23 protein-coding genes are annotated in these 25188 nt (G+C 69.4%); 20 read left to right on the top strand and 3 right to left on the bottom strand.

Annotated elements, in window-relative coordinates:
- Positions 1-125: 125 nt before the first annotated feature.
- From CCK91_RS09770 to dapF, 14 genes are all read left to right on the top strand, one after another.
- A complete protein-coding gene (locus tag CCK91_RS09770; RefSeq protein ID WP_086473882.1) occupies positions 126-1118 on the top strand; it encodes an efflux RND transporter periplasmic adaptor subunit in 993 nt (330 codons plus the stop codon).
- Positions 1115-1819 carry an ABC transporter ATP-binding protein gene (locus CCK91_RS09765; protein ID WP_079707092.1) on the top strand — a complete coding sequence of 235 codons (705 nt, stop codon included), beginning with the start codon at positions 1115-1117 and terminating at the stop codon, positions 1817-1819. Before CCK91_RS09770 ends, CCK91_RS09765 begins: the two co-directional genes overlap by 4 nt.
- Positions 1812-3050, top strand: coding sequence for an ABC transporter permease (locus CCK91_RS09760; RefSeq protein WP_086473881.1), 1239 nt, complete (start codon positions 1812-1814; stop codon positions 3048-3050). The genes CCK91_RS09765 and CCK91_RS09760 overlap by 8 nt, the downstream gene beginning before the upstream one ends.
- A gap of 58 nt (positions 3051-3108) precedes the next feature.
- The gene (locus CCK91_RS09755; protein ID WP_086473880.1) at positions 3109-3600 is read left to right on the top strand and encodes a GNAT family N-acetyltransferase; all 492 of its coding nucleotides are present in this window, start codon (positions 3109-3111) and stop codon (positions 3598-3600) included.
- Between the two features lie 77 nt (positions 3601-3677).
- Complete coding sequence (locus tag CCK91_RS09750; RefSeq protein ID WP_086473879.1) at positions 3678-6572, top strand: FtsK/SpoIIIE family DNA translocase; 2895 nt, start codon at positions 3678-3680, stop codon at positions 6570-6572.
- Positions 6573-6574: 2 nt separating this feature from the next.
- Positions 6575-7183, top strand: coding sequence for a CDP-diacylglycerol--glycerol-3-phosphate 3-phosphatidyltransferase (pgsA, locus tag CCK91_RS09745; protein WP_086473878.1), 609 nt, complete (start codon positions 6575-6577; stop codon positions 7181-7183).
- Positions 7180-7695: a CinA family protein gene (locus CCK91_RS09740; protein WP_085513021.1), complete on the top strand. Its 516-nt coding sequence runs from the start codon at positions 7180-7182 to the stop codon at positions 7693-7695. Before pgsA ends, CCK91_RS09740 begins: the two co-directional genes overlap by 4 nt.
- A gap of 219 nt (positions 7696-7914) precedes the next feature.
- On the top strand, positions 7915-8223 hold the full coding sequence (locus CCK91_RS09735) for a helix-turn-helix domain-containing protein (RefSeq protein ID WP_056012120.1): 309 nt from the start codon (positions 7915-7917) through the stop codon (positions 8221-8223).
- A 92-nt stretch (positions 8224-8315) separates the two neighbouring features.
- A complete protein-coding gene (locus CCK91_RS09730) occupies positions 8316-8540 on the top strand; it encodes a DUF3046 domain-containing protein (RefSeq protein ID WP_079707086.1) in 225 nt (74 codons plus the stop codon).
- A 281-nt stretch (positions 8541-8821) separates the two neighbouring features.
- Positions 8822-9964 (top strand): recombinase RecA, encoded by a 1143-nt coding sequence (gene recA / locus CCK91_RS09725; protein ID WP_079707085.1) that lies wholly within the window; start codon positions 8822-8824, stop codon positions 9962-9964.
- 26 nt (positions 9965-9990) lie between these two features.
- The gene (locus tag CCK91_RS09720) at positions 9991-10860 is read left to right on the top strand and encodes a regulatory protein RecX (protein ID WP_086473877.1); all 870 of its coding nucleotides are present in this window, start codon (positions 9991-9993) and stop codon (positions 10858-10860) included.
- Positions 10861-10895: 35 nt separating this feature from the next.
- Positions 10896-12497 (top strand): tRNA (N6-isopentenyl adenosine(37)-C2)-methylthiotransferase MiaB, encoded by a 1602-nt coding sequence (gene miaB / locus CCK91_RS09715; protein ID WP_086473876.1) that lies wholly within the window; start codon positions 10896-10898, stop codon positions 12495-12497.
- Positions 12494-13408: a tRNA (adenosine(37)-N6)-dimethylallyltransferase MiaA gene (miaA, locus tag CCK91_RS09710; RefSeq protein WP_086473875.1), complete on the top strand. Its 915-nt coding sequence runs from the start codon at positions 12494-12496 to the stop codon at positions 13406-13408. Before miaB ends, miaA begins: the two co-directional genes overlap by 4 nt.
- Before the next feature lie 9 nt (positions 13409-13417).
- Positions 13418-14299 (top strand): diaminopimelate epimerase, encoded by an 882-nt coding sequence (gene dapF, locus CCK91_RS09705; protein WP_086473874.1) that lies wholly within the window; start codon positions 13418-13420, stop codon positions 14297-14299.
- Positions 14300-14304: 5 nt separating this feature from the next.
- Here the strand turns inward: dapF and CCK91_RS09700 are convergent, their stop codons facing one another.
- Positions 14305-14928, bottom strand: coding sequence for a class I SAM-dependent methyltransferase (locus tag CCK91_RS09700; RefSeq protein WP_086473873.1), 624 nt, complete (start codon positions 14926-14928; stop codon positions 14305-14307).
- Between the two features lie 41 nt (positions 14929-14969).
- Between CCK91_RS09700 and hflX the strand changes: the two genes are divergently transcribed.
- Positions 14970-16574 carry a GTPase HflX gene (gene hflX / locus CCK91_RS09695; protein ID WP_242664500.1) on the top strand — a complete coding sequence of 535 codons (1605 nt, stop codon included), beginning with the start codon at positions 14970-14972 and terminating at the stop codon, positions 16572-16574.
- Between the two features lie 9 nt (positions 16575-16583).
- Here the strand turns inward: hflX and CCK91_RS09690 are convergent, their stop codons facing one another.
- On the bottom strand, positions 16584-17498 hold the full coding sequence (locus tag CCK91_RS09690) for a hypothetical protein (protein WP_086473871.1): 915 nt from the start codon (positions 17496-17498) through the stop codon (positions 16584-16586).
- A 237-nt stretch (positions 17499-17735) separates the two neighbouring features.
- Here CCK91_RS09690 and CCK91_RS09685 point away from each other — a divergent pair, with 237 nt between their 5' ends.
- Together CCK91_RS09685 and metE are read left to right on the top strand one after the other, a co-directional pair.
- Positions 17736-18734, top strand: coding sequence for a methylenetetrahydrofolate reductase (locus CCK91_RS09685; RefSeq protein ID WP_086473870.1), 999 nt, complete (start codon positions 17736-17738; stop codon positions 18732-18734).
- Positions 18731-21058, top strand: a complete 2328-nt coding sequence (gene metE / locus CCK91_RS09680; RefSeq protein ID WP_086473869.1) for a 5-methyltetrahydropteroyltriglutamate--homocysteine S-methyltransferase — start codon at positions 18731-18733, stop codon at positions 21056-21058. The genes CCK91_RS09685 and metE overlap by 4 nt, the downstream gene beginning before the upstream one ends.
- 84 nt (positions 21059-21142) lie before the next feature.
- On the opposite strand, the gene lexA is transcribed toward metE, so the two are convergent.
- A complete protein-coding gene (gene lexA, locus CCK91_RS09675) occupies positions 21143-21841 on the bottom strand; it encodes a transcriptional repressor LexA (protein WP_071262299.1) in 699 nt (232 codons plus the stop codon).
- Between the two features lie 271 nt (positions 21842-22112).
- On the opposite strand from lexA, the gene CCK91_RS09670 reads away from it, so the two are divergent.
- From CCK91_RS09670 to CCK91_RS09660, 3 genes are all read left to right on the top strand, one after another.
- Positions 22113-22505: a LysM peptidoglycan-binding domain-containing protein gene (locus tag CCK91_RS09670; RefSeq protein ID WP_083397438.1), complete on the top strand. Its 393-nt coding sequence runs from the start codon at positions 22113-22115 to the stop codon at positions 22503-22505.
- 89 nt (positions 22506-22594) lie between these two features.
- The gene (locus CCK91_RS09665) at positions 22595-24055 is read left to right on the top strand and encodes an amino acid permease (RefSeq protein WP_086473868.1); all 1461 of its coding nucleotides are present in this window, start codon (positions 22595-22597) and stop codon (positions 24053-24055) included.
- Positions 24056-24086: 31 nt separating this feature from the next.
- The gene (locus CCK91_RS09660) at positions 24087-25166 is read left to right on the top strand and encodes a histidinol-phosphate transaminase (RefSeq protein WP_086473867.1); all 1080 of its coding nucleotides are present in this window, start codon (positions 24087-24089) and stop codon (positions 25164-25166) included.
- Positions 25167-25188 lie beyond the last annotated feature (22 nt).

Genomic DNA, 25188 nt, shown 5'->3' with positions numbered 1-25188 from the left:
TCCCACCCGCCAGGAGGCGGTCGAACATCATTCGCGAGGGTGATGTCCGGCCGCCTTCCGCGTTGCTACCGTGGAATCCCTATGGCCGCTCGTCACTCCGACTGCGGTGGATTCCGGAGGTCGGCGTGGGCGTTGTCCGCACCTGGGTGTTCCCCATTCTGAAACTGCTCGTCTTCGCCGCGATCGCGGTGGCGCTCGTCAAGGTCGCGTTCTTCCCGGACACGCCGCAGGAAGAGGGCCCGACACAGCCGACCGGGAGCCTCGTGGAACCGCAGGTGCAGGCGGCGCTCGGCACTGTGGTCAACACCGTCTCGGTGGAGGGCCAGGTCGTCGCCGACCCGGCCAGCACGGCGAAGTCGACCGTCGCCGGCACCGTCGACGAGGTGTTCGCCGCGAAGGGGGCCGTCCTCGCGGAGGGTGATCCCATCCTCGACGTCAAGACGATCGACGAGGAGGGCAAGGAGCGGTACGTGCAGGTGACCGCACCGGTCGCGGGCACCCTCGGCAACGTCAAGCTCATCCACGGGCAGTCCGTGCAGATCGGCGACGCGGTGGCGCAGGTGTCGCCGGCCACGTTCTCCATCACCGGGGCGTTGAGCGCCGACAAGCAGTACCGCCTGCTCACCATCCCCGGTGAGGCGACGGTCACCATCAACGGCGGCCCGGCCCCGTTCGTCTGTCCGGCGGTCCGCGTCACGACGCCGTCGAGCGGTGGCGACGAGGAGGAGCCGACGACGGGCGGTGGATCCGGGCAGACACCCGGTGCCGGCGGAACCTCCGTCACCTGCGCGGTGCCCGGCGACGTCCGGGTCTTCGCCGGACTCGCCGCGACGATCGAACTCGCGGGCGGTGTCGCCGAGAACGTCCTCGTGCTCCCGACGACCGCGGTCAAGGGTTCGGCCGGAACCGGGACCGTCTGGGTCGTCGGCGCCGACGGAGCGCAGGAGGAACGGCCGGTCACGCTCGGACTGAACGACGGACAGCAGGTGCAGATCATCGACGGTGTCGCCGAAGGCGACTCGGTGCTCCAGTTCGTCCCTGGCGCCGTCGCACCGGTGCCCGAGGGGTGCACCACGCTTCCAGACGGCAGCATGGCTTGCGACGGGTCGGTCGGGTGACGCTCCTCGAACTCCGCGGGGTCACCAGGGTCGTCCAGATCCCCGATGCGCCGCCGCTGACGATCCTCGACGGTGTCGACCTCGAGGTACACGAGGGTGATCGCGTCTCCATCGTCGGCCGATCGGGTTCGGGCAAGTCGACGCTCCTGAACCTCCTCGGCCTGCTCGACAAGCCGACCTCCGGGTCGCTCGTCTTCGACGGTCGGCCGGCGGAACGCCTCGGCTCCGGTGCGCGCGACCGACTGCGCGGCGCCCAGATCGGCTTCGTCTTCCAACAGTTCAACCTCCTGCCGGGCCGGACCGCGCTCGAGAACGTCACGACACCGCTCCTCTACGCGAGTGGACGCTCGTTCTGGCGTCGCCGGGAGATCGCCGCCGCGATGCTCGAACGCGTCGGTCTCGGCGACCGCCTCGACGCGATGCCCACGAAACTGTCCGGTGGCGAGCAGCAGCGCGTCGCTATCGCGCGCTCACTCGTCCGCGGGCCGCGGCTCATCCTGGCGGACGAGCCGACCGGTGCTCTCGACGTCGAGACCGGCACCTCCGTCATGTCCCTGCTCGACGAGGTGGCGACCTCCACGGGGGCCGCCCTCGTGACGATCACCCACGACCGGGCGATCGCCCGACTCGCGACGACCCACCATCGTCTCGACCACGGCGTGCTCACCCCCGATCACGAATTGGAGGCCGCGGATGTCTAGGATCCTGACCTCGATCGTCGGAGCGGTCGTCGAGGCCGCCCAGGAGCTGCGGATCCATCGTGGCCGGGTCATCCTCTCGCTCATCGGTGTCGGCGTCGCAGTGTGCGCCCTCACGAGCATGGTCGGCATGTCGTCGCTCGCGGCGCAGGCCCAGACCGAGTCGCAGGAACGCTACGGCGGCCGGCCCGCCACGCTCATGGCCTCGGCCTACGGCACCGGAACGGAGCAACCCGACCCGGAGACCTACATCACGGCGGTGCACGACCTCGCCGAGCGGTACGGCATCGGGTACGTCTCGCAATCCGGCAGCACCCAGTTGAACGTGCAGTTCGCCGACGGGACGGTGCCGGTGCAGTCCACCGTCGTCGACGTCCCGTACGGCGAGATGCACCGCATCAGACTCGACGAGGGCGCCTGGTTCCAGGAGGACGACGGCGACCGCCTCGCACCCGCGATCGTCGTGAACCCGGCGTTCTGGCAGCGCCTGGGGTCACCATCCATCGAGACGCACCCCACGGTCACGGTCCACGGTGAGCACCCGGTCACGGCCGTGATCGTCGGGGTGTACGCGAGCAACGAGTGGGACACCGAACCGCAGCTGTCGATCCTGCCCGCGGGGACGGCGCTCATCGGTCCGGTGTCCGGTACCGAGGAGGGCGTGGGGCAGCCCGGTCAGCTGCCGCAGTTCGAGTTCTGGGTCCCGAACGCGGACGCCGAGGCCTTCACCCAGCGGATCCAGTCCGACCTGCGTGCCGAACTCGGTGACGCGTACAGCGTCGACGTGTTCCGCAACGACTTCGGCCAGACGGGGGAGGACCCGCTCCTGTCGTTGAAGCTCGTGGTCGGCGCGGTCGCCGGGCTCATCCTCCTGCTCGGCGCCCTCGGGCTGATCAACCTCTCGCTCGTCACCGTCCGCCAGCGGATCCGCGAGATCGGGATCCGACGCAGTTTCGGGGCGACCGCGCCGCGGGTGTTCTTCGCCGTGATGATGGAGAGTGTCGTCGCCACCTTCGTCGCCGGGGTCATCGGCGTCATGCTCGCCGTCGCCGTCGTGAAGAGTCCGATCGTCGAGCAGTTCATCGGTCAAGGGCTCGTGACGGACTTCCCGCCGTTCCCCATCGAGGCGGCGGTCCTCGGGCTGGTCAGTGCCACGGCCGTCGGGGCGATCGCCGGGCTCCTCCCGGCGCTCGTCGCCGTCCGCGTGAAGGTGATCGACGCCATCCGGTACTGAGCGTCGGCGACCCCTCACGCGTCATCTGCTCGAAACACCGGTGGCGTACCATCCGTCCATGGCGGTCTACTCGATCCGCGAAGCCGCGGTGGCTGATGTGCGCGTCCTCACCGACATGATGGTCGAGGCGGCGAACTGGAACGCCGTCGCGCCCCGTCCCCGGTCCGCCGTCCTCGCCGACGCGCAGCACACCCGGTATGTGCACGGCTGGCGTCGACCCGGCGACGCCGGGGTCGTCGCCGTCGGGCAGGACGGTGCGCCCGTTGGCGCGTGCTGGTATCGACTCTTCCCGTCCGATGCACCCGGCTTCGGCTATGTGGCGGGCGGGGTCCCTGAACTCATCCTCGGGGTCAGCCCGATCCACCGCGCCCAGGGCGTCGGACGGCAGTTGCTCCGTTCGACCGTGCAGCTCGCCAGAGCGGCCGGGTACCAGCGCATCAGCCTGAGCGTGGAGCGGGCGAACCACGCCGTCTCCCTGTACCGCACCGAGGGGTTCGCGACCGTCGACCGGCGGGGGACCCGCGACACGATGGTCCTGAATCTGCGCTGACCACCCGGCGGATCGCGGATCGTGGACACCCCGCCAGCTTGCCGGGCTGCGTCGGTGGCGACGAGTACCGTGAACGCATGGCCGCACGTTCCAACTCGACCAGCCGTTCGCGCAGCGCTTCCTCGCCGAGTGGCGCTTCGTCGCGCACCACGAGCACGAAGACGAACACCAAGCCCGGCCCCAAGGCGGGCGCGTCGACGACGAAGCAGCAGAAGACCGTGGCCTATCCGGCTGCCGAGGAGCAGCGCAGTGTGCTGACCTCGATGTGGCTCGGTCTCGCGCACGGCGTCGGTGGAGCGGTCCGCGCCCTCGGTCCCGAGCGTATCGCCAAGGAGGACCGTCGCGACGGCTTCCCTTTCCTGCTCTTCCTGCTGGCCGTCGTCGGTGCCGTCGTCGAGTGGTTCGGCGCGGCCGACCCGATCGCCCAGACCTTCGACGCCTGGTCGTTCGGCGGCCTCTTCGGCCGACTCGCCTTCGTGCTCCCGGTCATCATGATCGTGTTCGCGGTCTGGCTGTTCCGGCACCCGGCCTCGGTCGACGACAACGGCCGCATCAGCATCGGCCTCGGTCTGCTCCTGATCAGCATCTCGGCGCTCTGCCACATCCACGGCGGTCAGCCGAACCCGAGTCAGGGCCTGCCCGCGCTGGCGCAGGCCGGCGGTCTCCTCGGGTGGATCCTCGGCGCTCCGCTCGCGGCGATCATCACCCCGATCGGCGCGACCGTCCTCATCTCGCTCCTCATCCTCCTCAGTCTCTTCATCGTGACCAAGACGCCGCCGAACCGCGTCGGTGCCCGCGTGCGGCAGTTCTCCACCTGGATGTTCGGCGAGCAGCCGGAGGCACCAGAGGGAGAGCCCGCAGAGCCGAAGAGCGCGCGGACGAAGCGACTCGACGACCTCAACGAGGAACCGGACGAGCCGGCGGCCCTGCCGTGGTGGCGTCGCAACACGAGCCGCCGCGAGGACGACCCGACGTTCGAGGACCCGCTCATGGGCGACAACATGACCGAGCTCCTCGGCCTCGAGAAGCCGTCCGGCGGGTTCGACTCGCCGCTCGAACCGGTGGCCGCGCCAGCCGCGTCGCCGAAAGCCGCGCCGGTGCACGACGCCTTCGGCTCCGAGCTCCTCGGCGACCTCGAAGCGGCGGAGAGCGCCGTCAAGCGGTTCAACACTGGCGAGATCAAGCCGCAGACGGGTCTGCACGACGACAGCATCCCCGGCGCGACCGAGGTCATCCAAGACCTCGACCCGGCGCTCCTCGGCGCACCCGACCAGATCGACTTCTCGGCGCGCCCGATGGCGCAGCAGGGCCAGGACGACACGCCGTACCGTCTCCCGTCCGCAGGGACCCTGGCGGCGGGTGAGCCCGCGAAGACGCACAGCGCGGCCAACGACGAAGCGGTCGCTGCGATCACGAGCGTCCTCGACCAGTTCGGCGTCGACGCGAAGGTCACGGGCTTCTCCCGCGGCCCGACCGTGACGCAGTACGAGATCGAGCTCGGCCCGGGCGTCAAGGTCGAACGGGTGACGGCGCTCAGCAAGAACCTCTCCTACGCCGTGGCGTCCAACGAGGTCCGTATCCTCTCGCCCATCCCGGGGAAGAGCGCCATCGGTATCGAGATCCCGAACACCGACCGCGAGATCGTCACCCTCGGCGACATCCTGCGCTCGACGGCGGCCACGAACAGCAACCACCCGATGACGATCGGCGTCGGCAAGGACGTCGGCGGCGGCTACGTCGTCGCGAACCTCGCGAAGATGCCGCACCTCCTGGTCGCCGGGTCGACCGGCTCCGGCAAGTCGGTCTTCGTGAACTCCATGATCACCTCGCTGCTCATGCGCGCCAAGCCGAGCGAGGTGCGCATGGTCCTCATCGACCCCAAGCGCGTCGAGCTCGCGCCGTACGCGGGCGTCCCGCACCTCATCACGCCCATCATCACGAACCCGAAGAAGGCGGCGGAAGCGCTGCAGTGGGTCGTGAAGGAGATGGACATGCGGTACGACGACCTCGCGAGCTTCGGGTACCGGCACATCGACGACTTCAACAAGGCCGTCGTGGCCAACGAGATCGTCCTCCCCGCGGGCAGCGAACGCGTCCTGAAGCCCTACCCCTACCTGTTGGTCGTCGTCGACGAGCTCGCCGACCTGATGATGGTCGCCCCCCGCGACGTCGAGGACTCCATCGTCCGCATCACGCAGCTGGCCCGTGCGTCCGGTATCCACCTCGTCCTCGCGACGCAGCGTCCGTCGGTCGACGTCGTCACCGGCCTCATCAAGGCGAACGTCCCCTCCCGCCTCGCCTTCGCCGTCACGAGCGTCACCGACTCGCGGGTCATCCTCGACCAGCCGGGCGCCGACAAGCTCATCGGTCAGGGCGACGCCCTGTTCCTGCCGATGGGTGCGAACAAGTCCATCCGCGTGCAGGGTGCATGGGTCGGCGAGAACGAGATCCAGCGGGTCGTCGAACACGTCACGAACCAGGCGCGGCCGGAGTACCGGAAGGACGTCCAGGCCGTCGCGGAGCGCAAGGAGATCGACGCGGACATCGGTGACGATCTCGAACTCCTGCTCGCCGCAGCGGAGCTCGTGGTGTCGACGCAGTTCGGATCGACCTCGATGCTGCAGCGGAAGCTCCGGGTCGGTTTCGCGAAGGCCGGCCGGCTCATGGACCTCATGGAGTCGCGCGAGATCGTCGGCCCGTCCGAGGGCTCGAAGGCCCGCGACGTCCTCGTCACGGCGGAGCAGCTGCCTGGTGTCCTGGCCCGTCTGCGCGGCGAGGACGACGGTTCCGCCGCTCCGGCCCCCGCAGCGGCGCCCGCGACAGCCGCCGCGGCAGCCCCGGTCGTCGGCGCTGCCGGCGGCGTCGAGCCCGACCGCTACGGTGCGGACCCGGTCGAGGCCCAGTTCCAGGACTATCCTGAGGTCGAGGGCGGTTCTGACGAAGACGCCTGGAGTCTCACCGGTCGGGAGTAGACATGACGGCATCGAACGCGTCGGCTGCTGAGCCGCGCATCTCGAACTGGAACCTCCCGAACGCGATCACCGTCGCGAGGATCGTGCTCGCACCGGTGTTCATGTGGATGCTGCTGGCGGACGACGGTTCCGACGGCGCACTGCGGTGGTGGGCCGCCCTGCTCTTCGTCATCGCGATCGCGAGCGACGGCATCGACGGACACATCGCCCGCAGTCGCAACCTCGTGACGGACCTCGGTAAGATCCTCGACCCGATCGCCGACAAGGTGCTGACGGGCGGAGCGCTCGTCGCGTTGTCGATCCTCGGCGAACTGCCGTGGTGGGTCACGATCGTCGTGCTCGTGCGCGAGATCGGCATCACCGTCCACCGCTTCATCGTGATCTCCGACCATGTCGTCGCCGCCGCGTGGATGGGGAAGCTCAAGACTCTCGCACAGGCCGTTGCGATCTCACTCGCCCTCGCGCCGTTCTGGGTGCTCCTCGGTGACTGGGTGCTCTGGGTGAACGGGGTCTTCATGACGATCGCCGTGCTCCTGACCATCGCGAGCGGCATCGACTACGTCGTCACCGCCGTCCGAGGGTCGCGCGCCGACCGGCAGGTCAAGCGATGACGTCCGATGCCGTCGAGTCGGCCGACGCCGGTGCCGCCTCGGCGGTCCACGCCCTCATCGACGCCCGGTTGACGATCGGTGTCGCGGAGTCCCTGACCGGCGGGCTGCTGGCCGCGGCGCTCATCAGCGTCCCCGGCGCGTCCGCCACGGTCCGAGGCGGTGTGGTCGCGTACGACACCCGCCTGAAGCACTCGTTGCTCGGAGTCGACGCCGGCCTCCTCGCGCTCCATGGCGCCGTGCACCCGGAGGTGGCCCTCCAGATGGCCGACGGCGTGCGCCGTGCCCTGGCGATCGACGGGCTGCCGGCAGACGTCGGTATCGCCACGACCGGCGTCGCAGGACCCGACCCACAGGACGGCCAGGCCGTCGGGACGGTCTTCGTCGGCATCGTGACGCGCGCGGGTGGACGGGTGGTGCCGCTCACCCTGGACGGCGGCCGTCAAGAGATCCGACACCGGACCGTGGAGCTGGCCTTGGAAGCCCTCGTGCGCGAACTCGGCGCACTCGAGTGAACGCCGACTCCGATCGGCGGAATACCGTCCGTTTCCATCGCGTTACAGATGACGTATTCACAAGAAAAGCCCAGTGATCCTGGTTACTGTTCGGCATACGGTGGTTGTAATGTTGGCCATCCACGAACGAGACGGCGATCAGCTGGGACGACGTGAATCCGCGTTGCAGAAGCAGAACGCTGTACGACACGAGGTCGTAGAGCACAGAGGGAGGGTCACGTGGTTCTAGTCCGTCAAGAGATCGGCGACGTGCTGAGGGACTTCCGGTTGCAGAAGGGTCGCACGCTCCGCCAGGTGGCGAGCAAGGCGAGCGTCGCACTCGGATACCTGAGCGAGGTCGAACGAGGCCAGAAGGAGGCGTCGAGCGAGATCCTCGCCTCGGTGGCCGACGCCCTCGACACCCCCATCTCCGTCATCATGCGAGAGGTCGGCGACCGCCTCGCGGTCATCGAGGGTCTCTCCCCGAACATCCCGGACACCGTTCCGGACGAACTGGTCAACGAGCTGGACGAACTCGTCTCCCGCTGATCGAGCGAGCACGGCAGCAGAACGCCCCGGGATCCCTCTCCCGGGGCGTTTCCGCGTCCGGACGGACGACGGAGGAAGGGACAGGAGCAGGAATGAAGCTGAGTGAGTTCAGGACGGCCGTCGCCGACGAGTTCGGCGCGGCCTACGGAGCGGTGCTCACCGGTGACCTCGGACTCACCGAGTTCGGCTCGAAGACCGCCGAGGAGGCGTTGCGCGCCGGTGTCCCGCCCCGCGACGTCTGGATCGCGCTCTGTACCGCGACCGACGTGCCGGACGAGCGACGCCACGGAGTCGGACGACTGCAGCCGGGCGCGTAGCGCGTTCCGAGTCACGGGCGAAGCGGTCTTCGACACGCCGCCCGATCGGTATCGAACATCCGTTCTAGTGGTGCTAGTGTCCTCCACAGGATCATTCGTGAGTGCGTTCTGCACGGATCGAGCCGTCCACCGATGCATGTCGGTGGTGGCGCGTACCGTCGGAGACATCAGGAACGACCGACGCCTTGTCGCCCTCGGGCCCCGACCTTCAGCAGAAGCGGGTCCCGGAACACGCGGCGACAGCCTATAGGCACCCGACACCGAGCAGAGAGAAGCACACCATGCCAAGTCCAGCTGAACGCGAGAAGTCCCTCGAAACCGCACTCGCCCAGATCGACCGTCAGTTCGGCAAGGGCTCGGTGATGCGCCTCGGCAGCGACGAGCGCGCACCGGTCGAGGTCGTCTCCACCGGCTCGATCGCCCTCGACGTCGCGCTCGGCATCGGAGGGCTCCCGCGAGGCCGCATCGTCGAGATCTACGGGCCTGAGTCCTCAGGTAAGACGACGCTCACGCTGCACGCCATCGCGAACGCCCAGCGTGCCGGCGGCATCGCCGCCTTCATCGACGCGGAGCACGCACTCGACCCCGAGTACGCCAAGAAGCTCGGCGTCGACATCGACTCGCTGCTCGTCTCCCAGCCCGACACTGGTGAGCAGGCGCTCGAGATCGCGGACATGCTCGTGCGCTCGGGTTCCATCGACCTCATCGTGATCGACTCCGTCGCCGCGCTCGTGCCCCGCGCCGAGATCGAGGGAGACATGGGCGACTCGCACGTCGGTCTGCAGGCCCGCCTCATGTCGCAGGCCCTGCGCAAGCTGACCGGTGGCCTGAACCAGACGAACACGACGATGATCTTCATCAACCAGCTGCGCGAGAAGATCGGTGTGATGTTCGGCAGCCCCGAGACGACCGCCGGTGGTAAGGCCCTGAAGTTCTACGCCTCGGTCCGCCTCGACATCCGTCGCATCGAGACGCTGAAGGACGGCACGGAGGCCGTGGGCAACCGTACGCGTGTGAAGGTCGTCAAGAACAAGATGGCTCCGCCCTTCCGGCAGGCCGAGTTCGACATCCTGTACGGCGTGGGCATCTCGCGCGAGGGGTCGTTGATCGACTTCGGTGTCGAGCACGCCATCGTCAAGAAGGCCGGCGCCTGGTACACCTACGAGGGCGATCAGCTCGGACAGGGCAAGGAGAACGCCCGGAACTTCCTGCTGAAGAACCCGGACATCGCCGCTGAGATCGAGCGCCGGATCCTCGGCAAGCTCGGTGTCGGGGCCGAGGGTGCCGCCACCAAGAAGGCCGCGGATGCCGCCGCAGCCGAGGTCGCTGCTGCCGAGGCCGCCGCGCTCGAAGCAGCGACCGGTGGAGCCCCGCAGCTCGCCGCCGCCGGCGCACCGAAGTCCGCCGCGAAGCGCAGCGCGTAACGCGCGCCCCGAACAGCGAGGTCACCATGGTCGTCTCCTTCCCTCCCGCCGGTCCGGCCGACGAGTCGCCGGAGTACGTGGCCCCCGTGACCTCGCTGTTCGGTCGCCGTTCAGCGCCAGAGGTAGCCGCCGAGCCCGACGGTTGGTTCGTCGGGCAGACCGACGACGCTCCGGTCGCGGCCGAGCCCGTCGTGCGTCCCGTCGCTCCGTTGCGGCGGACGCCCACCGAGCGCACCACGACGGCGACCACGACGCCGGATGACGTGTCGAGCGATGCCCCCGCGGCGACGAGCCCGACGACGCCACCCGAGCCCGCCGCGCGGACGCTCGCCTGGACCTCGGTCGTCGGGGCGCCGGAAGACGAGGACGCAGCCGAAGCCGATGAGGTCGAGGCTCCGGTCGATCCGGAGGTCCGGCTGGCCGAACTCGACCTGCTCGCCGTGCGACGACTCGCCCGCCGCGGGTGTTCCGAGTGGGAGATCGCGGAACTCCTCCGAGGCCACGACGCCGCGCCCGACGAGGTCGAGCACGTCGTCGCCGAACTCCGCCGACGCGGCTACCTCGACGACGCCGAGCTCGCCCGTCAGCTCGTCGAGAGCCTGCACACCCGCAAGGGGCAGTCCCGCGCGGTGATCGGCCGCGAGCTCTCCTCGCGACGCATCGACGCCTCGATCGTCTCCGAGGCCCTCGAAACCATCGACGACGACGACGAGCTCCGACGAGCGCTGGTCGTCGCCGAGAAGCGTGCCGGTCAACTCCGCTCCCTCGATCAGGCGACGGCCGAGCGACGTCTGTCGGCCTATCTCGCGAGACGTGGATACGGCTCGGCGATCATCCGTGAGGCGTGCTCGCGTGCCCTGTCGGGATCGAAGCGTTCCGGCGTGAGTTTCCGCTGACCGGAGGCGCCTCAGGCCGCGCGTAGACTGCCGGTATGAGCAGCATCGTCGAGACGCCCACGGTCATCAGCGCCTCACCCGCCGCGATCGATGAGTCAGGTCGGCAGCGGAGCTATGAGGTCCGCACCTACGGGTGCCAGATGAACGTGCACGACTCCGAGCGGCTCAGCGGGTCACTCGAGGCCGCCGGTTACGTCAAGGCGGACGGCGAGCAGGCCGACATCGTGGTCATCAACACCTGCGCGGTCCGAGAGAACGCCGACAACAAGTTGTACGGCAACCTCGGCCACCTGGCATCGATCAAGAAGCAGCGCAGCGGTATGCAGATCGCCGTCGGCGGTTGTCTGGCGCAGAAGGACAAAGAGGTCATCCTCCGGAAGGCCCCGTGGGTGGACGTCGTCTTCGGGACGCACAACATGGGCTCACTGCCGTCGCTGCTGGAGCGGGCCCGGCACAATGACGAGGCGCAGCTGGAGATCCTGGAGTCGCTCGACACCTTCCCCTCCACCCTCCCGACCAAACGTGATTCCAGCTACAGCGGCTGGGTCTCGATCTCCGTCGGATGCAACAACACGTGCACCTTCTGCATCGTGCCGTCGCTCCGTGGCAAGGAGAAGGACCGTCGCCCGGGCGAGATCCTCGGTGAGCTGCGCGCGCTCGTCGAGGACGGCGCCATCGAGGTGACGCTGCTCGGGCAGAACGTGAACTCCTACGGTGTCGAGTTCGGGGATCGTCAGGCGTTCGGCAAGCTCCTGCGGGCGGCCGGCACGATCGAGGGCTTGGAGCGCGTCCGGTTCACGAGCCCGCACCCGGCCGCCTTCACCGACGACGTGATCGACGCGATGGCCGAGACGCCGAACGTGATGCCGCAACTCCACATGCCGCTGCAATCGGGGTCCGACCGCATCCTCAAGGCGATGCGTCGCTCCTACCGGTCCGATCGCTTCCTCGGGATCCTCGACCGGGTTCGTGCCAGAATCCCGCACGCGGCCATCTCGACCGACATCATCGTCGGGTTCCCCGGTGAGACGGAGGAGGACTTCCAGGAGACCCTCCGCGTGGTCGAGGCCGCACGGTTCGCCAGCGCCTTCACTTTCCAGTACTCGATCCGTGCCGGTACACCGGCGGCCACCATGCCCGATCAGGTCCCGAAGGCCGTCGTGCAGGAGCGGTACGAGCGCCTCATCGCGTTGCAGGACCGCCTCAGTCTCGAGGAGAACCAGCGCCAGGTGGGGCGGCAGGTCGAGTTGCTCGTCGCGGTCGGCGAGGGGCGCAAGAACGACGCCACGCATCGACTGAGCGGGCGGGCCGAGGACTCCCGGCTCGTCCACTTCGAGGTGCCGGCGGGCTCCGAGGTGCCGCGACCGGGCGACGTCGTGACGGTGACCATCACCGAGGCAGCGTCGTTCCACCTCATCGCCGACGCACCCGGCGGTGAACCCCTGCGTGTCCGTCGGACGCGTGCCGGAGACGCCTGGGATCGAGCTCAGGCCGACTCCTGCGGTGTGCCGACGACGGCCGCCGCGGGGGAGCCAGGCCGCGTCTCGCTCGGCTTGCCGGGCCTGCGCATCGGGGCACCGACCGTCGGCGTGACCACGTCTCCCATCTACGACCCGAGCGACGGCGAACGTCGGTGACCGGCTTCCTCGCGGTCGTCGGAGCGACCGGGACGGGGAAGTCCGCACTGTCGCTCGACCTGGCGACCGCTCTCCGTGAGGCGGGGCGTCCTGCCGAGATCGTCAACGCCGATGCCATGCAGTTCTATCGCGGCATGGACATCGGGACCGCGAAGCTGCCCATGGAGGAGCGGCGCGGGATCCCGCACCACCTCTTCGACGTCCTGGACGTCACGGAGGAGGCGTCCGTCGCCTGGTACCAGCCGACGGCTCGTGCGATGATCGACGAGCTCACCGCGCGTGGGGTGACGCCGATCCTCGTCGGCGGCTCAGGGCTGTACGTCTCGAGCGTCATCCATGACTTCCGATTCCCCCCGAGAGACCGCGCCCTGCGCGAGCGCCTGGAACGAGAACTCGAGGAGGAGGGGCTCCCGGCGCTCATCGAGCGGCTCCGCGTGGCCGATCCCGCGACCGCCGACCGCATCGATGCGGCGAACGCCCGCCGGGTCGTGCGCGCACTCGAAGTCCACGAGTTGGCCGAGCGCGGCCACGGTGCAGCGCTTCCGGAACGCCCCGTCCCCTGGCGGCCGGTCGAGGTCATCGGGGTCTCGACACCGCGAGAGGTCCTCGTCGAGCGCCTCGACCGGCGCGTCGAGATGATGTGGGACGCAGGACTCGTCGCGGAGACGGCCGAGCTGCTCGAGCACGGCCTCGAGCAGGGTGTCACCGCCGGCCGTGCGATCGGGTACGCCCAAGCGGTGGCGCAACTGCGGTCGGAACTCAGCGAAGCGGAGGCGATCGCCGAGACCCAGCGCTTGACGAGGCGGTACGCGCGCCGTCAGGTCAGCTGGTTCAAGCGCTATCCGGCGATCACCTGGGTGGAGGGCGGCAGCGCCGAGGCGAGTGAGCTGGCCCGCCGAGTGCGCCCGTAGACTGGTCGGATGGCGTCGACACTCTCCTTCACGAAGGGCCACGGCACGGGCAACGACTTCGTGCTCTTCTCCGATCCCGACGGCCAGGAGGCCCTCGATCCGGGCCAGATCGCGGCGCTCTGCGACCGGCACTTCGGGATCGGCGCCGACGGCGTCATCCGCGCCGTCCGGTCCGCGCACCTCGATGCCGGGGCTGCCGTGCTCGCTGAAGACCCTGCCGCGGAGTGGTTCATGGACTACCACAACGCCGACGGTTCGGTCGCGGAGATGTGCGGCAACGGCATCCGGGTGTTCCTCCACTACCTGCTCGAGAGCGGGCTCGTTGAGCTGGCTCCCGGCGAACAGCTCGCCATCGGAACCCGCGCCGGCGTCCGGATGGTCGGCTACGACCCGCTCGGCTACGTCGTCGACCTCGGCCGCTGGAGCCTCGACGAGCGGGAGACGCTCGTCCGGGTGAAGGGGCTGCCCGTGGCGCGCCCGGGGATCGGGATCGACGTCGGCAACCCGCACATCGTCGTCGCGGTCGCCGACGCCGCCGAACTCGACGGTGCGGAACTGGAGTATGTGCCACAGCTCGACCCCGTACCGCCGCACGGTGCCAACGTCGAGCTGGTCGTCCCGGGTGAGCCGCTCATCGCCGACGGCGTGGCCCGGATCCGCATGCGCGTCCACGAGCGCGGGAGCGGTGAGACCCTGAGCTGTGGCACCGGGACGGCTGCCGCGGCGCTCGCGTTCCGCCACTGGGCGGGCGCGGCGGCTCCGAACGACTGGCGCGTCGAGGTGCCGGGCGGAGTGCTCGGGGTGCGCATGGTTCCCGGCGCAGACGGCGAGCACGTGGTGCTGGCCGGTCCGGCGACGCTCGTCTACTCCGGGACGATCACCCTGGCCTGAGCCGGTCAGGCTGAACGGAGCTCCCGGCGCCGGGTGTGCAGGACGCGGAAGCCCTTGGCCATGGCCGCACGTCCGACGTGGAACGACGTCGGAAGCTGCTCCTGCAACCACTTCTGCAGTGAGTCCGAGCCGAGGTTCTTCTGCACGACGAGCCAGGCGTCACCCTCGTCCTCGAGCCGCGGCAACCAGTGCATCAGCATGCGGTGCAGCTCGTCCTTGCCGACGCGGATCGGCGGGTTCGACCAGATGGTCGCGAAGCGGACCGTGTCGGGGACGTCGTCGGGGAGGACGGCACGGATGTTGACGAGCCCGAGGCGTTCCGCATTGATCCGGGTCAGGTCGAGCGCCCGTTCGTTGACGTCGACCGCCCAGACGGTCGCGTCCGGCGACGCGAGCCCGAGCGACAGGGCGATCGGGCCCCAGCCACAGCCGATGTCGAGGAGGTCGCCCGTCGGCGGGGGAGGAGGGGTGTTCGCGAGCAGCACCTGGGTGCCCTGATCGAGGTGGCCCGGACTGAAGACGCCGCCCGCCGAGACGAGCGAACGGTCGACGCCGCCGAGGCGTGCGGTGATCGGTTTGAGCTGCAACTCGCTCGCGGGTTCGGCGGTGAAGTAGTGCTCGTTCGACATACAGGAACGGTACCGGACCAGGAGGAAGTAGGGTTAACGCGATGCCTAGACCACCGATGGACGCACCCCAGGACCACGCAAACGACACCGATGTCGATGTCGAGGCGGTGGTGGACGACGCCTCGGCCACCGATCCCGACGACGTCGTCGCGCGCGTGCTCACGAGCGCCGCGTCCCGATCGAGCGGGTACACCCTGTTCGGCAGCGGTGCCGCGGCCCTGCAGACGGGTGATGCCTCGGGCGGCAGCTCCGACGACGGCGAGCAGTACGATCGCGAGGACCGACAGGCCCTCCGTCGCGTCGCCGGGCTCTCGACCGAGCTCGAGGACGTCACCGAGGTCGAGTACCGGCAGCTCCGGCTCGAGAACGTCGTCATCATCGGCGTCTACCCGCAGGGTGCGCTCCACGACGCGGAGAACTCCCTGCGCGAACTCGCAGCGCTCGCGGAGACCGCCGGCGCCGTCGTCCTCGACGGGCTCCTGCAGCGCAAACCGCACCCCGACCCGAGCACCTATCTCGGTCGCGGCAAGGCCCAGGAACTGAAGTCCATCGTCCAGGCGCTCGGCGCCGACACGGTGATCGCCGACACGGAACTCGCACCCAGCCAGCGTCGCGCCCTCGAGGACGCGGTCGGCGTGAAGGTGATCGACCGCACGGCGGTCATCCTCGACATCTTCAGCCAGCACGCGAAGAGCCGAGAGGGCAAGGCACAGGTCGAGCTCGCCCAACTCGAGTACCTCCTGCCCCGCCTCCGCGGCTGGGGTGAGTCCATGAGCCGTCAGGCCGGTGGCCAGGTCGGTGGTGCCGGTGCCGGTATGGGTTCGAGGGGCCCCGGTGAGACGAAGATCGAACTCGACCGACGCCGCATCCACACCCGTATGGCGAAACTGCGCAAGTCGATCACGGCGATGAAGCCGGCGCGCGAGGCCAAGCGGGCCAACCGTCGTCGTAACACGGTGCCGTCGGTCGCGATCGCGGGGTACACGAACGCCGGCAAGTCGAGCCTGCTGAACCGCATCACGAAGGCCGGCGTCCTGGTCGAGAACTCGCTCTTCGCGACACTCGACGCGACGGTCCGACGCAACGTGACCTCCGACGGACGCGAATACACCCTGGCCGACACGGTCGGCTTCGTGCGCAACCTGCCGCACCAGCTGGTCGAGGCCTTCCGCTCGACGCTCGAGGAGGTCGCCGACAGCGACGTCATCGTGCACGTCGTCGATGCCGCGCACCCCGATCCTGCCGGCCAGATCGCCACCGTGCGCGATGTCATCGGTGAGGTCGGAGCTCGGCACATCCCCGAGCTGGTCGTGTTCAACAAGGCCGACCTCGTGGACGACGGCCAGCTGCTCGTGCTCCGCGGTCTCGTCCCGGACGCCGTCTTCGTGTCGGCCCGCACCGGTCTCGGGATCGACGAGCTCATGGAGCGCATCGAGACGCTGATCCCGTCGCCGAGCAACGAGGTCCACGTCATCGTGCCCTTCGACCGCGGAGACCTGGTCACGCTGCTGCACGAACGCGGCAAGGTGCTGTCGACGGACTACGACGAGCGTGGAACGATCGTGCACGCCCTGGTCGGTGCCGAGCTCGCCGCCGCCCTCGCGCCGTTCGCCGAGGTCGTCCCGGCACCCGCCGTGGCCGGCTGAGCCGAACCCTCACGCGCAGCGCGCGCGGACGGCATCCTTGAGCGCCTCCGCCGTGTCGGCGTCGAGCGGCAGGGTCATGACCGCCTCCGGGCCGTCGTCGATCCGCACGACGAGTGGGAAGAGGGTCCCCACCTTGTCCTCCGCCAGGGCGTGCGGGTCGCACCGCGTCGGCACGATCCGCAGTTCGATGGACTGCGGGCCGTCGGCGGCGTCGACGGTCAGGCCGAGCGGCCAGTCCTGGGGCGGGTCACCGCCGCCGTCGGTCGGCGCCGGTCGCAACAGGACCGTCGACCGCAGCGCGACGAGCTCCAGCCGGCCCGGAGCGCCGGTCGGCACGGCCGTGATCGTCAGGACGGCGACCGTCGTGGCCCCGGCTCCCTCGAGGCGGATCCCGGGTGCGGCCGCCACCTCGGCGATGCGCTGCACCGCCGCCACCGTGCACGTGGCGGCACGGATCCGCGGCAGCGCGTCCGTCGGATCGGGGAGGTCGGCGGCGGACAGGACCGCGCCGTCGTCGAGTCGGAGCAGGAGATCGACCTGCGACTCCCCGTCCCGGGCGTCGCAGTCGATCGGGGGCAGCTCGACGGCGAGGTCCGTGGTCTGTCCAGCGCGGATCGTCGAGGAGCGGTCCCGGACGGTCGTCGCGGTGAACGCCGACCCCGCCAGCTCGAGTCCGACGATCGTGATGTCGTGGTCGCCGCGGTTGCCGACCCGGACGATCGCGGCGTCGCTCGCGTACTGGTCCCGGTTCTGACGGAACTCGACCACGAGGTCCTCCGCTGAGGCTGCGCGTGTCGCCGTCGGCACGGGCGAGCCGGCGGTCGTGCACCCGGACAGGGCGATCACCACCGCCACGCAGGACGCGATGACGCGCGAACCGGGTACTCGGCGCTCGTCGCCCCGGTGCCTGGTGCCCACGGTCATGGCATCAGCGTAGGACCAGAGCGCCGCCGGGGGGAATGTGTCGCAGGATGACGCTGTCGGACAGATGTCCGTCGCGCGGATCGTCCGGCGTTGCTATCGTCGTGCGCATCGTACCCGCCCTCACCGGCGGATTCGGAGCGACAGCCGAGCCCGGCACCCGCCCACGACACACCAGCGGAACCGCTGCGTGCTGCGTGGTCGCCGGCTCTCGATCCGCTGCCACCGAGACGAGACCTCATGACCACGACGGAGCCGGCCTGTCCCAGGCGTACCCCCTTCTCGTTCGAGCTGTACCCGCCGAAGACGCTCGACGGCGGCCTCGCGCTCGCACGGACGGTCGAGCACCTGGCCGCCGCCGGCCCGGAGTTCATCTCGGTCACCTTCGGCGCCGGTGGTTCCTCGCGAACGGCCAGCCTCGATGTGCTGCGGAGCATCCGGACGTCGACCTCGGTGGACCCGATGGCCCATCTCACGTGCGTCGGATCGACGCACGCGCAGGCCAGCCGGCTCATCAAGGACTTCCTCGATGCCGGGGTGCACAGTTTCCTCGCGCTCCGCGGCGACCCGCCCGCCGGAGCCGTCGAAGGGGACGCCTTCCTCGGTGATCTGGGGAGTGCCGCGGAACTCGTGCAGCTCATCGGCCGGGTCAGTGCCGAGCACGAGCCGTACGCCGAGGGGTCGCTGGTCGGCCTCCCGGGCGCGGTGCAGCTCGGGCGACGCCATCGGCCGCGGATCGCCGTCGCGGCGTTCCCCAACGGCCACCCGCGCTCACGGTCGACGACGCAGGACCTCGACACCCTGTTGGCCAAGCAGGCGGCGGGGGCGACGCTCGCCATCACCCAGCTCTTCTTCCATGCCGACGACTACCTCGCCTTCGCCGAACGTGCGAGACGTCACGGCGTCACCATGCCGATCCTGCCGGGCGTGATGCCCATCACGAGTCCGGCGCGACTGCGTCGGGTGCTCGAGCTCAGCGGCGAGGCGCTCCCGAGCGACCTGGCCATCGCGCTGGAGGTCGAGCCGGACGAAGCGGGACGGATCGACATCGGCACCGACTACTCCGCCCGACTCATCCGCGACGTCGTCGCGGGCGGCGCGCCGGGCGTCCACCTCTACGCCTTCAACCAGCATCGGACGGTGCTCGACGTGTTGCACCGCGCCGGCATCCCCGTGCACGACGACCGACCGGTCCGCCATCCCATCCCCGATCCACTCACCAGCAAGGACGCACGATGAACCCCACCTCCGCATTCCCCGTCGGCACCATCCTCGGCTACCCGCGCATCGGGCCGAACCGGGAGTTGAAGCGCGCCGTCGAGTCCTTCTGGGCCGGCCGGATCGATGCCGAGGCGCTCGAGCGGACGGCCTCCGAGCTGCGCGCCGCCACGCGTGCCCGCCTCGCTGGGCTCGGCCTCGACCCGACGAACGCCGCGATCCCCGAGAGCTTCTCGTTCTACGACCAGGTCCTGGACGCCGCGCTCACCGTCGGCGCCGTCCCGGAGCGCTTCTCGTCGCTCCTCGGGGCCGACGGTCGGGTCGATCTCGCCGGGGCGTTCACGATCGCTCGTGGCGCCGGCGACCTCGCCCCGCTCGAGATGACGAAGTGGTTCGACTCGAATTACCACTACCTCGTCCCGGAGATCGGCGAGTCGACGCCGTTCGCGCTCGCCGACGACCGAGTGATCGAACAGTTCCGCGAGGGCCTCGCCGAGGGCTACGTGACGCGGCCGGTGATCGTGGGCCCCGTGACGTTCCTGCTGCTGTCGAAGGCGGCCGACGGGGCCTCCGAGGGGTTCGCCCCGATCGATCGACTGGAGGCGCTGCTGCCCGTCTACGCGGAACTCCTCCAGCGTCTGGCCGCTGCCGGCGCGCCCTGGGTACAGCTCGACGAACCCGCACTCGTGTCGGAGACGTTCGACGTGCCGAGGGCGACGGTCCTTGCGGCGATCGAGCGATCGACGGCCGTCCTGTCCGCCGTGTCCGACCGTCCGTCGATCTTCGTCGCGGCTCCCTACGGCGCCTTGGGCGACGCCCTCCCGGTGCTGGCCGACTCGGGGGTCGAGGCGGTCGGTGTCGACCTCATCCGAGGAGGCCTGCCGGACTCGTCTCCCGGACTCGCGTCGAAGACCGTCGTCGCGGGAGTGATCGACGGCCACAACGTGTGGCGCGGCGACCTCGTGGCCGCGGCCGACCTGCTCGCGAGCGCGGCGCAGCGCTTCCCGCAGCTCGCGGTGTCCACCTCGACGTCCCTCCTGCACGTCCCGCACGACGTGTCGGTGGAGACGAAGCTCGACCCGCGTTTGCGGAGCTGGCTCGCCTTCGCCGACCAGAAGGTGGATCAGATCGCGGTCCTCGCACGTGGTCTCACCCGGGGGCGTGCGTCCATCGCGGACGAGCTCACCGCAGCGTCGGCCGCGCTCGACGATCGGCTCGCCGCGCCCGGGGTCGTCGATGCCGCCATCCGCGCACGGACGGCAGCGCTCGCACCAGCGGACTTCACCCGAGACGACTACCAGGAGCGCGCCACGGCGCAGGAGCAGGCGCTCGGCCTGCCGTTCCTCCCGACGACCACGATCGGCTCCTTCCCGCAGACCGGCGACATCCGTCGCGCCCGCGCGCAGCGGGTCGCCGGGACGCTCGACGAGGAGGCCTACGTCGCGACGATGCGCGCGGAGATCGGGCGCGTCGTGGCGCTGCAGGAGGACCTCGGCATCGACGTCGTCGTCCACGGTGAGCCCGAGCGCAACGACATGGTCCAGTACTTCGCCGAGCACCTCGACGGGTTCGCCGTGACGGAGCACGGGTGGGTGCAGTCCTACGGTTCGCGATGCACCCGTCCGTCGATCCTGTGGGGTGACGTCTCACGGCCGGCGCCGATCACGGTCGAGTGGTCGGCCTACACGCAGTCGTTGACCACCAAGCCGGTGAAGGGGATGCTCACGGGTCCGGTGACGATCCTCGCCTGGTCGTTCGTGCGCGACGACCAACCGCTCGCCGAGACGGCGAACCAGGTCGCCCTCGCCCTGCGTGACGAGATCGCCGACCTGGAGCGGGCCGGCATCCGCATCATCCAGGTCGACGAACCCGCACTCCGCGAACTGCTCCCGCTCCGGCGGGCCGACCAGGGGCGGTACCTCGACTGGTCGGTGGGCTCCTTCCGGCTGGCGACCGCGGGCGTGCGGGCCGAGACGCAGATCCACACCCACCTCTGCTACTCCGAGTTCGGCGTGGTGATCGACGCGATCCGACGCCTGGACGCCGACGTGACGAGCATCGAGGCGGCACGGTCTCGGATGGAGGTCGTGTCCGACATCCGGGCGAGTGGTTTCGACCACGGCATCGGCCCGGGTGTCTACGACATCCACTCGCCTCGGGTGCCGAGCGTCGCGGAGGTGACGGCGCTGCTCGAGATCGCACTGGAGGGGATCCCGCAGCGCCAGGTCTGGGTGAACCCGGACTGCGGACTCAAGACGCGAGGCTACGAGGAGACGGTCGCCTCCCTCGCCAACATCGTCGAGGCCACGCGTGCGGTCCGCGCACGGGTCGGTGCGACCGGCTGACGTCGTCGGTCCGGCACGGACGAGGGCCGGGACGATCCATGGATCGTCCCGGCCCTCATCGGTGTCGCGGAGTGGTCCGGGCGGTCAGACCGTCCGGAGCACGGCGACGACCTTGCCGAGGACCTCGGCGTGGTCGCCGAGGATCGGTTCGAAGGCCGAGTTCCGGGGGAGCAGCCAGGTGTGACCGTCGCGCTGGCGGAACACCTTCACGGTCGCCTCCTCGTCGAGCATGGCCGCGACGATCTCGCCGTTCTCGGCGGTCTTCTGCTCGCGGATGACGACCCAGTCGCCGTCGCAGATCGCGGCGTCGACCATCGAGTCGCCGACGACCTTCAGCATGAACAGACTGCCCTTGCCGACCAGCTGACGCGGCAGGGGGAAGATCTCCTCGACCTGCTGCTCGGCCGTGATCGGGATGCCTGCGGCGATGCGACCGACGAGCGGGACCATGGCGGCGTCGCCGACCGGGGGAGCGGAGTCGGGGTCGCTGCCCTCGACGGCGCTCGGCAGGTCGATGAGCACCTCGATGGCGCGGGGACGGTTGGGATCGCGTCGGAGGTATCCGCTGAGTTCGAGCTGTCCGAGTTGGTGCGTGACACTCGACAGGGAGGCGAGCCCGACGGCGTCGCCGATCTCGCGCATGCTCGGCGGATATCCGCGCTGCGAGACCGAGCGCTGGATGACGTCGAGGATCGCCAGCTGCTTGTCGCTCAGGCTCTTCCGTCGCCGGGTGCCGCCGATCTGGCGCTCCCGGGCTCCGTCGCCCGCCGTGTTCGCTGCCATCTTCGCTCCTGCCCTGATCGGCTGTCGGTGACCGATGTCGGTGGGTGGTGGTGTACTGCTTCCAACACTCGAAACTGTATCCGCACCAGCTCGTCCAGACAAACATCTGTTCGAGCGTGTCGCCGATCCCGCGCGTCTCAGGTACGAAGACAGGGTTGAGTATTCGAACAATCGAAGATATATTCGGAACACAGGTTCGTATCCGGCACTCCTGGTCGAGTGTCGGGTACGAGTCCTCATCACACGATGAGCACACTCTTGGAGGGTTGACATGAGCGCAGCACTGATCGGGTCCCACCGGGCGCTTCCCGCACGGACGGCGCAGGCACCGACGTCGGACGCACCGTCCACACGCCGACTCCGCCTGACGAAGCGCGGTCGCGTCGTCTTCACCACGCTCGCCGCCATCCCGCTGGTCATCGGCGTCGCGGTCGTCGGGCTCTCCGCAGGCGGGGCCGCGGCCAACACGGCGGCGGCGGGCGCCACGTTCACGTACATCACGGTCGACCCGGGCGAGTCGCTCTGGCAGCTGGCCGAGTCCATCGCACCCGACGCCGACCCGCGCGACGTCATCGCCGAGATCATGAACCTCAATCAGCTGAGCACCGCCGGTGTCGAGCCCGGGCAGCGCCTGGCGATCCCGCAGCGGTACGCGGCCGAGTAGGCCGACAATCGGCGGGTCACTCCGCGCTGGTTCTCAGCTATCGTAGATGGCGCGGTGCAACGACGCCCGCAGCATCGTCGGAGGCAAGCATGAGTACAGACGATCGGAGCCGCTCGCTGCTCCGGAAGAAGCCGATCGCGGAGATCGAGGATGAGACCTCCGGTTCGAAGCTGTTCAAGAGCCTCGGGCTCTGGCAACTCACGGCCATCGGGGTCGGTGGCATCATCGGCGTGGGGATCTTCTCACTTGCCGGACTCGTCGCTCATGGGAGCGAGACCTCGCCCGCTGTCGGGCCGGCAGTCCTCTTCTCGTTCCTGATCGCGGGTCTCGCCTCCGCGGCCGCAGCGTTGTCGTACGCGGAGTTCGCCGGCATGATCCCGAGGGCCGGGTCCGCCTACACCTACGGGTATGTGGCGCTCGGCGAGATCATCGGGTGGTTCATCGGCTGGGACCTGTTGCTCGAGTACATCGCGATCGTCGCGGTGGTCGCGATCGGGATCTCCGGCTACTTCGACGCCTTCCTGTCCGGCATCGGAATCCACATGCCGGCCTGGATGACCTCCACCGCGGACGAGGGGAAGGGTGGCCTCGTCAATCTCCCCGCCATCTTCGTCTGTCTCCTCGTGACCTTCATCCTAAGTCGCGGGACGAAAGCCTTCGGTCGATTCGAGCTCGTCGCGGTCGGGATCAAGGTCCTGCTCATCCTGTTCATCATCGGCCTCGGTGTCTTCTACATCGACGCGGAGAACTACGATCCGTTCCTCCCCAGCGGGTTCGGGCCGGTGTTCGCCGGTGCCGCGACGGTCTTCTTCGCGGTCTTCGGATACGACGCGATGAGTACGGCGGCCGAGGAGGCGAAGGACGGCAAGAAGCACATGCCGAAGGCGATCATCCTCTCCCTCATCATCGCGATGCTCCTGTACGTCGCGGCCACCCTCGTGCTGACCGGCATGCAGAACTACACCGACATCGACCCCACGGCCGGGTTCGCATCGGCGTTCCAGAGCGTCGGGCTGCCCGTGGTGGCGACGATCATCTCCGTGTTCGCCGTCCTGTCGATCCTCACCGTGATGTTGACGTTCCTGTTGGGCGTCACCCGCGTCTGGTTCTCGATGAGTCGCGACGGTCTCCTTCCGCGGTGGTTCTCGCGCACGGACCGGCGAGGCGTGCCGCAGCGGGTGACCTGGATCGCCGGCGGCGCGGCCGCCGTCTTCGCCGGCGTGTTCCCGATCAAGCAGGTCGCCGACCTCACGAACATCGGCATCCTGGCCGCCTTCATCGTGGTCTGCGTGTCCGTGATCGTGTTCCGGTACACGAAGCCGGACGAGCCCCGCTCCTTCCGGTTGCCGTTGATGCCGTTCGTTCCGGCGTTCGGCGTCCTGGCGTCCGGCTTCCTGATCCTGCAGTTGCACTGGGAGACCTGGCTGCGGTTCGGCGTCTGGCTCGTGATCGGTCTCATCGTGTACTTCGCCTACGGGCGACGCCACTCGCTGTTGAACCCGGCGAGCCCCCGGCACGAGGTCCTTCGTCGGGAGCGTCAGGCGGAGTGAGCGCGCCGGTCGGAGTGGCTAGCATTGTGGAGTGACCGCTCTCGACGACCTCCCCATCCGCGACGACCTCCGAGGACAGCGCCCGTACGGCGCTCCCCAGGCCCTGGTGCCGGTGGCGCTCAATGTCAACGAGAACACGCACCCGATCCCTGAAGCGGTCGCGCACGACATCGTCGCATCCCTCGCCTCGGCGGTCCTCACGGTGAACCGATACCCCGATCGTGAGTTCACGGAACTCAGGGAGGCGCTGGCGGGATACCTGGGTCACGGGGTGACCCCGGGGCAGATCTGGGCGGGGAACGGGTCGAACGAAGTGCTGCAGCACATCCTGCAGGCGTTCGGCGGTCCCGGGCGATCACTTCTCGGGTTCACGCCGACGTACTCGATGTATCCGCTCCTGGCCGCCGGCGTCGGCACCAGGTGGATCCCCGCGACGCGCGACGCCGAGTTCGAGCTCTCACCCGAGACCGCCGCGCGCCAGGTGGCCGAGGCGGATCCCGACCTCGTGTTCCTCTGCTCGCCCAACAACCCCACCGGAACACCGTTGTCGCTCGAGACCATCACCGCGGTGTACGAGGCGTCGCGGGGCATGGTGATCGTCGACGAAGCGTATGCGGAGTTCGCACCGGACGACGAGGCGAGCGCGCTCACGCTGTTGGAGGGGCGTCCGCGCCTGATCGTCTCCAGGACGATGAGCAAGGCCTTCGCCTTCGCCGGGGTCCGCCTCGGGTACCTCGCCGCCGACCCCGCGGTCGTCGACGCACTGAGACTCGTCCGGCTCCCGTACCACCTGAGCGCCCTGACGCAGGCGGCCGCGACCGCCGCGCTCCGGCACGCCGACGAGATGCTGGCGATGGTCGACGACATCCGGACCCAGCGTGATCGTCTCGTGGTCGAGCTCGGGCGTCTCGGCTACGACCCGAAGCGGAGCGGATCCAACTTCGTCCTGTTCGGCGGTGTCGCCGATCCGCACGCGGCCTTCGAGGCGCTCTTCGCGCGCGGGATCCTCATCCGTGACGTCGGCATCCCGAACCACCTGCGGGTGACCGCGGGCACCGAAGCGGAGACGACCGCGTTCCTCGAGGCCCTGGCGGCGATCAGTCCCGCCTGAACAGGCCTCGGCCTGGCGGAGG

It is taken from the genome of Plantibacter elymi (nom. nud.) (assembly GCF_900177795.1).
Taxonomy (GTDB): Bacteria; Actinomycetota; Actinomycetes; order Actinomycetales; family Microbacteriaceae; genus Plantibacter; species Plantibacter elymi.
Note: the sequence above shows the minus strand (reverse complement) of the source record. Positions and strands in the feature narration are given on the sequence as shown.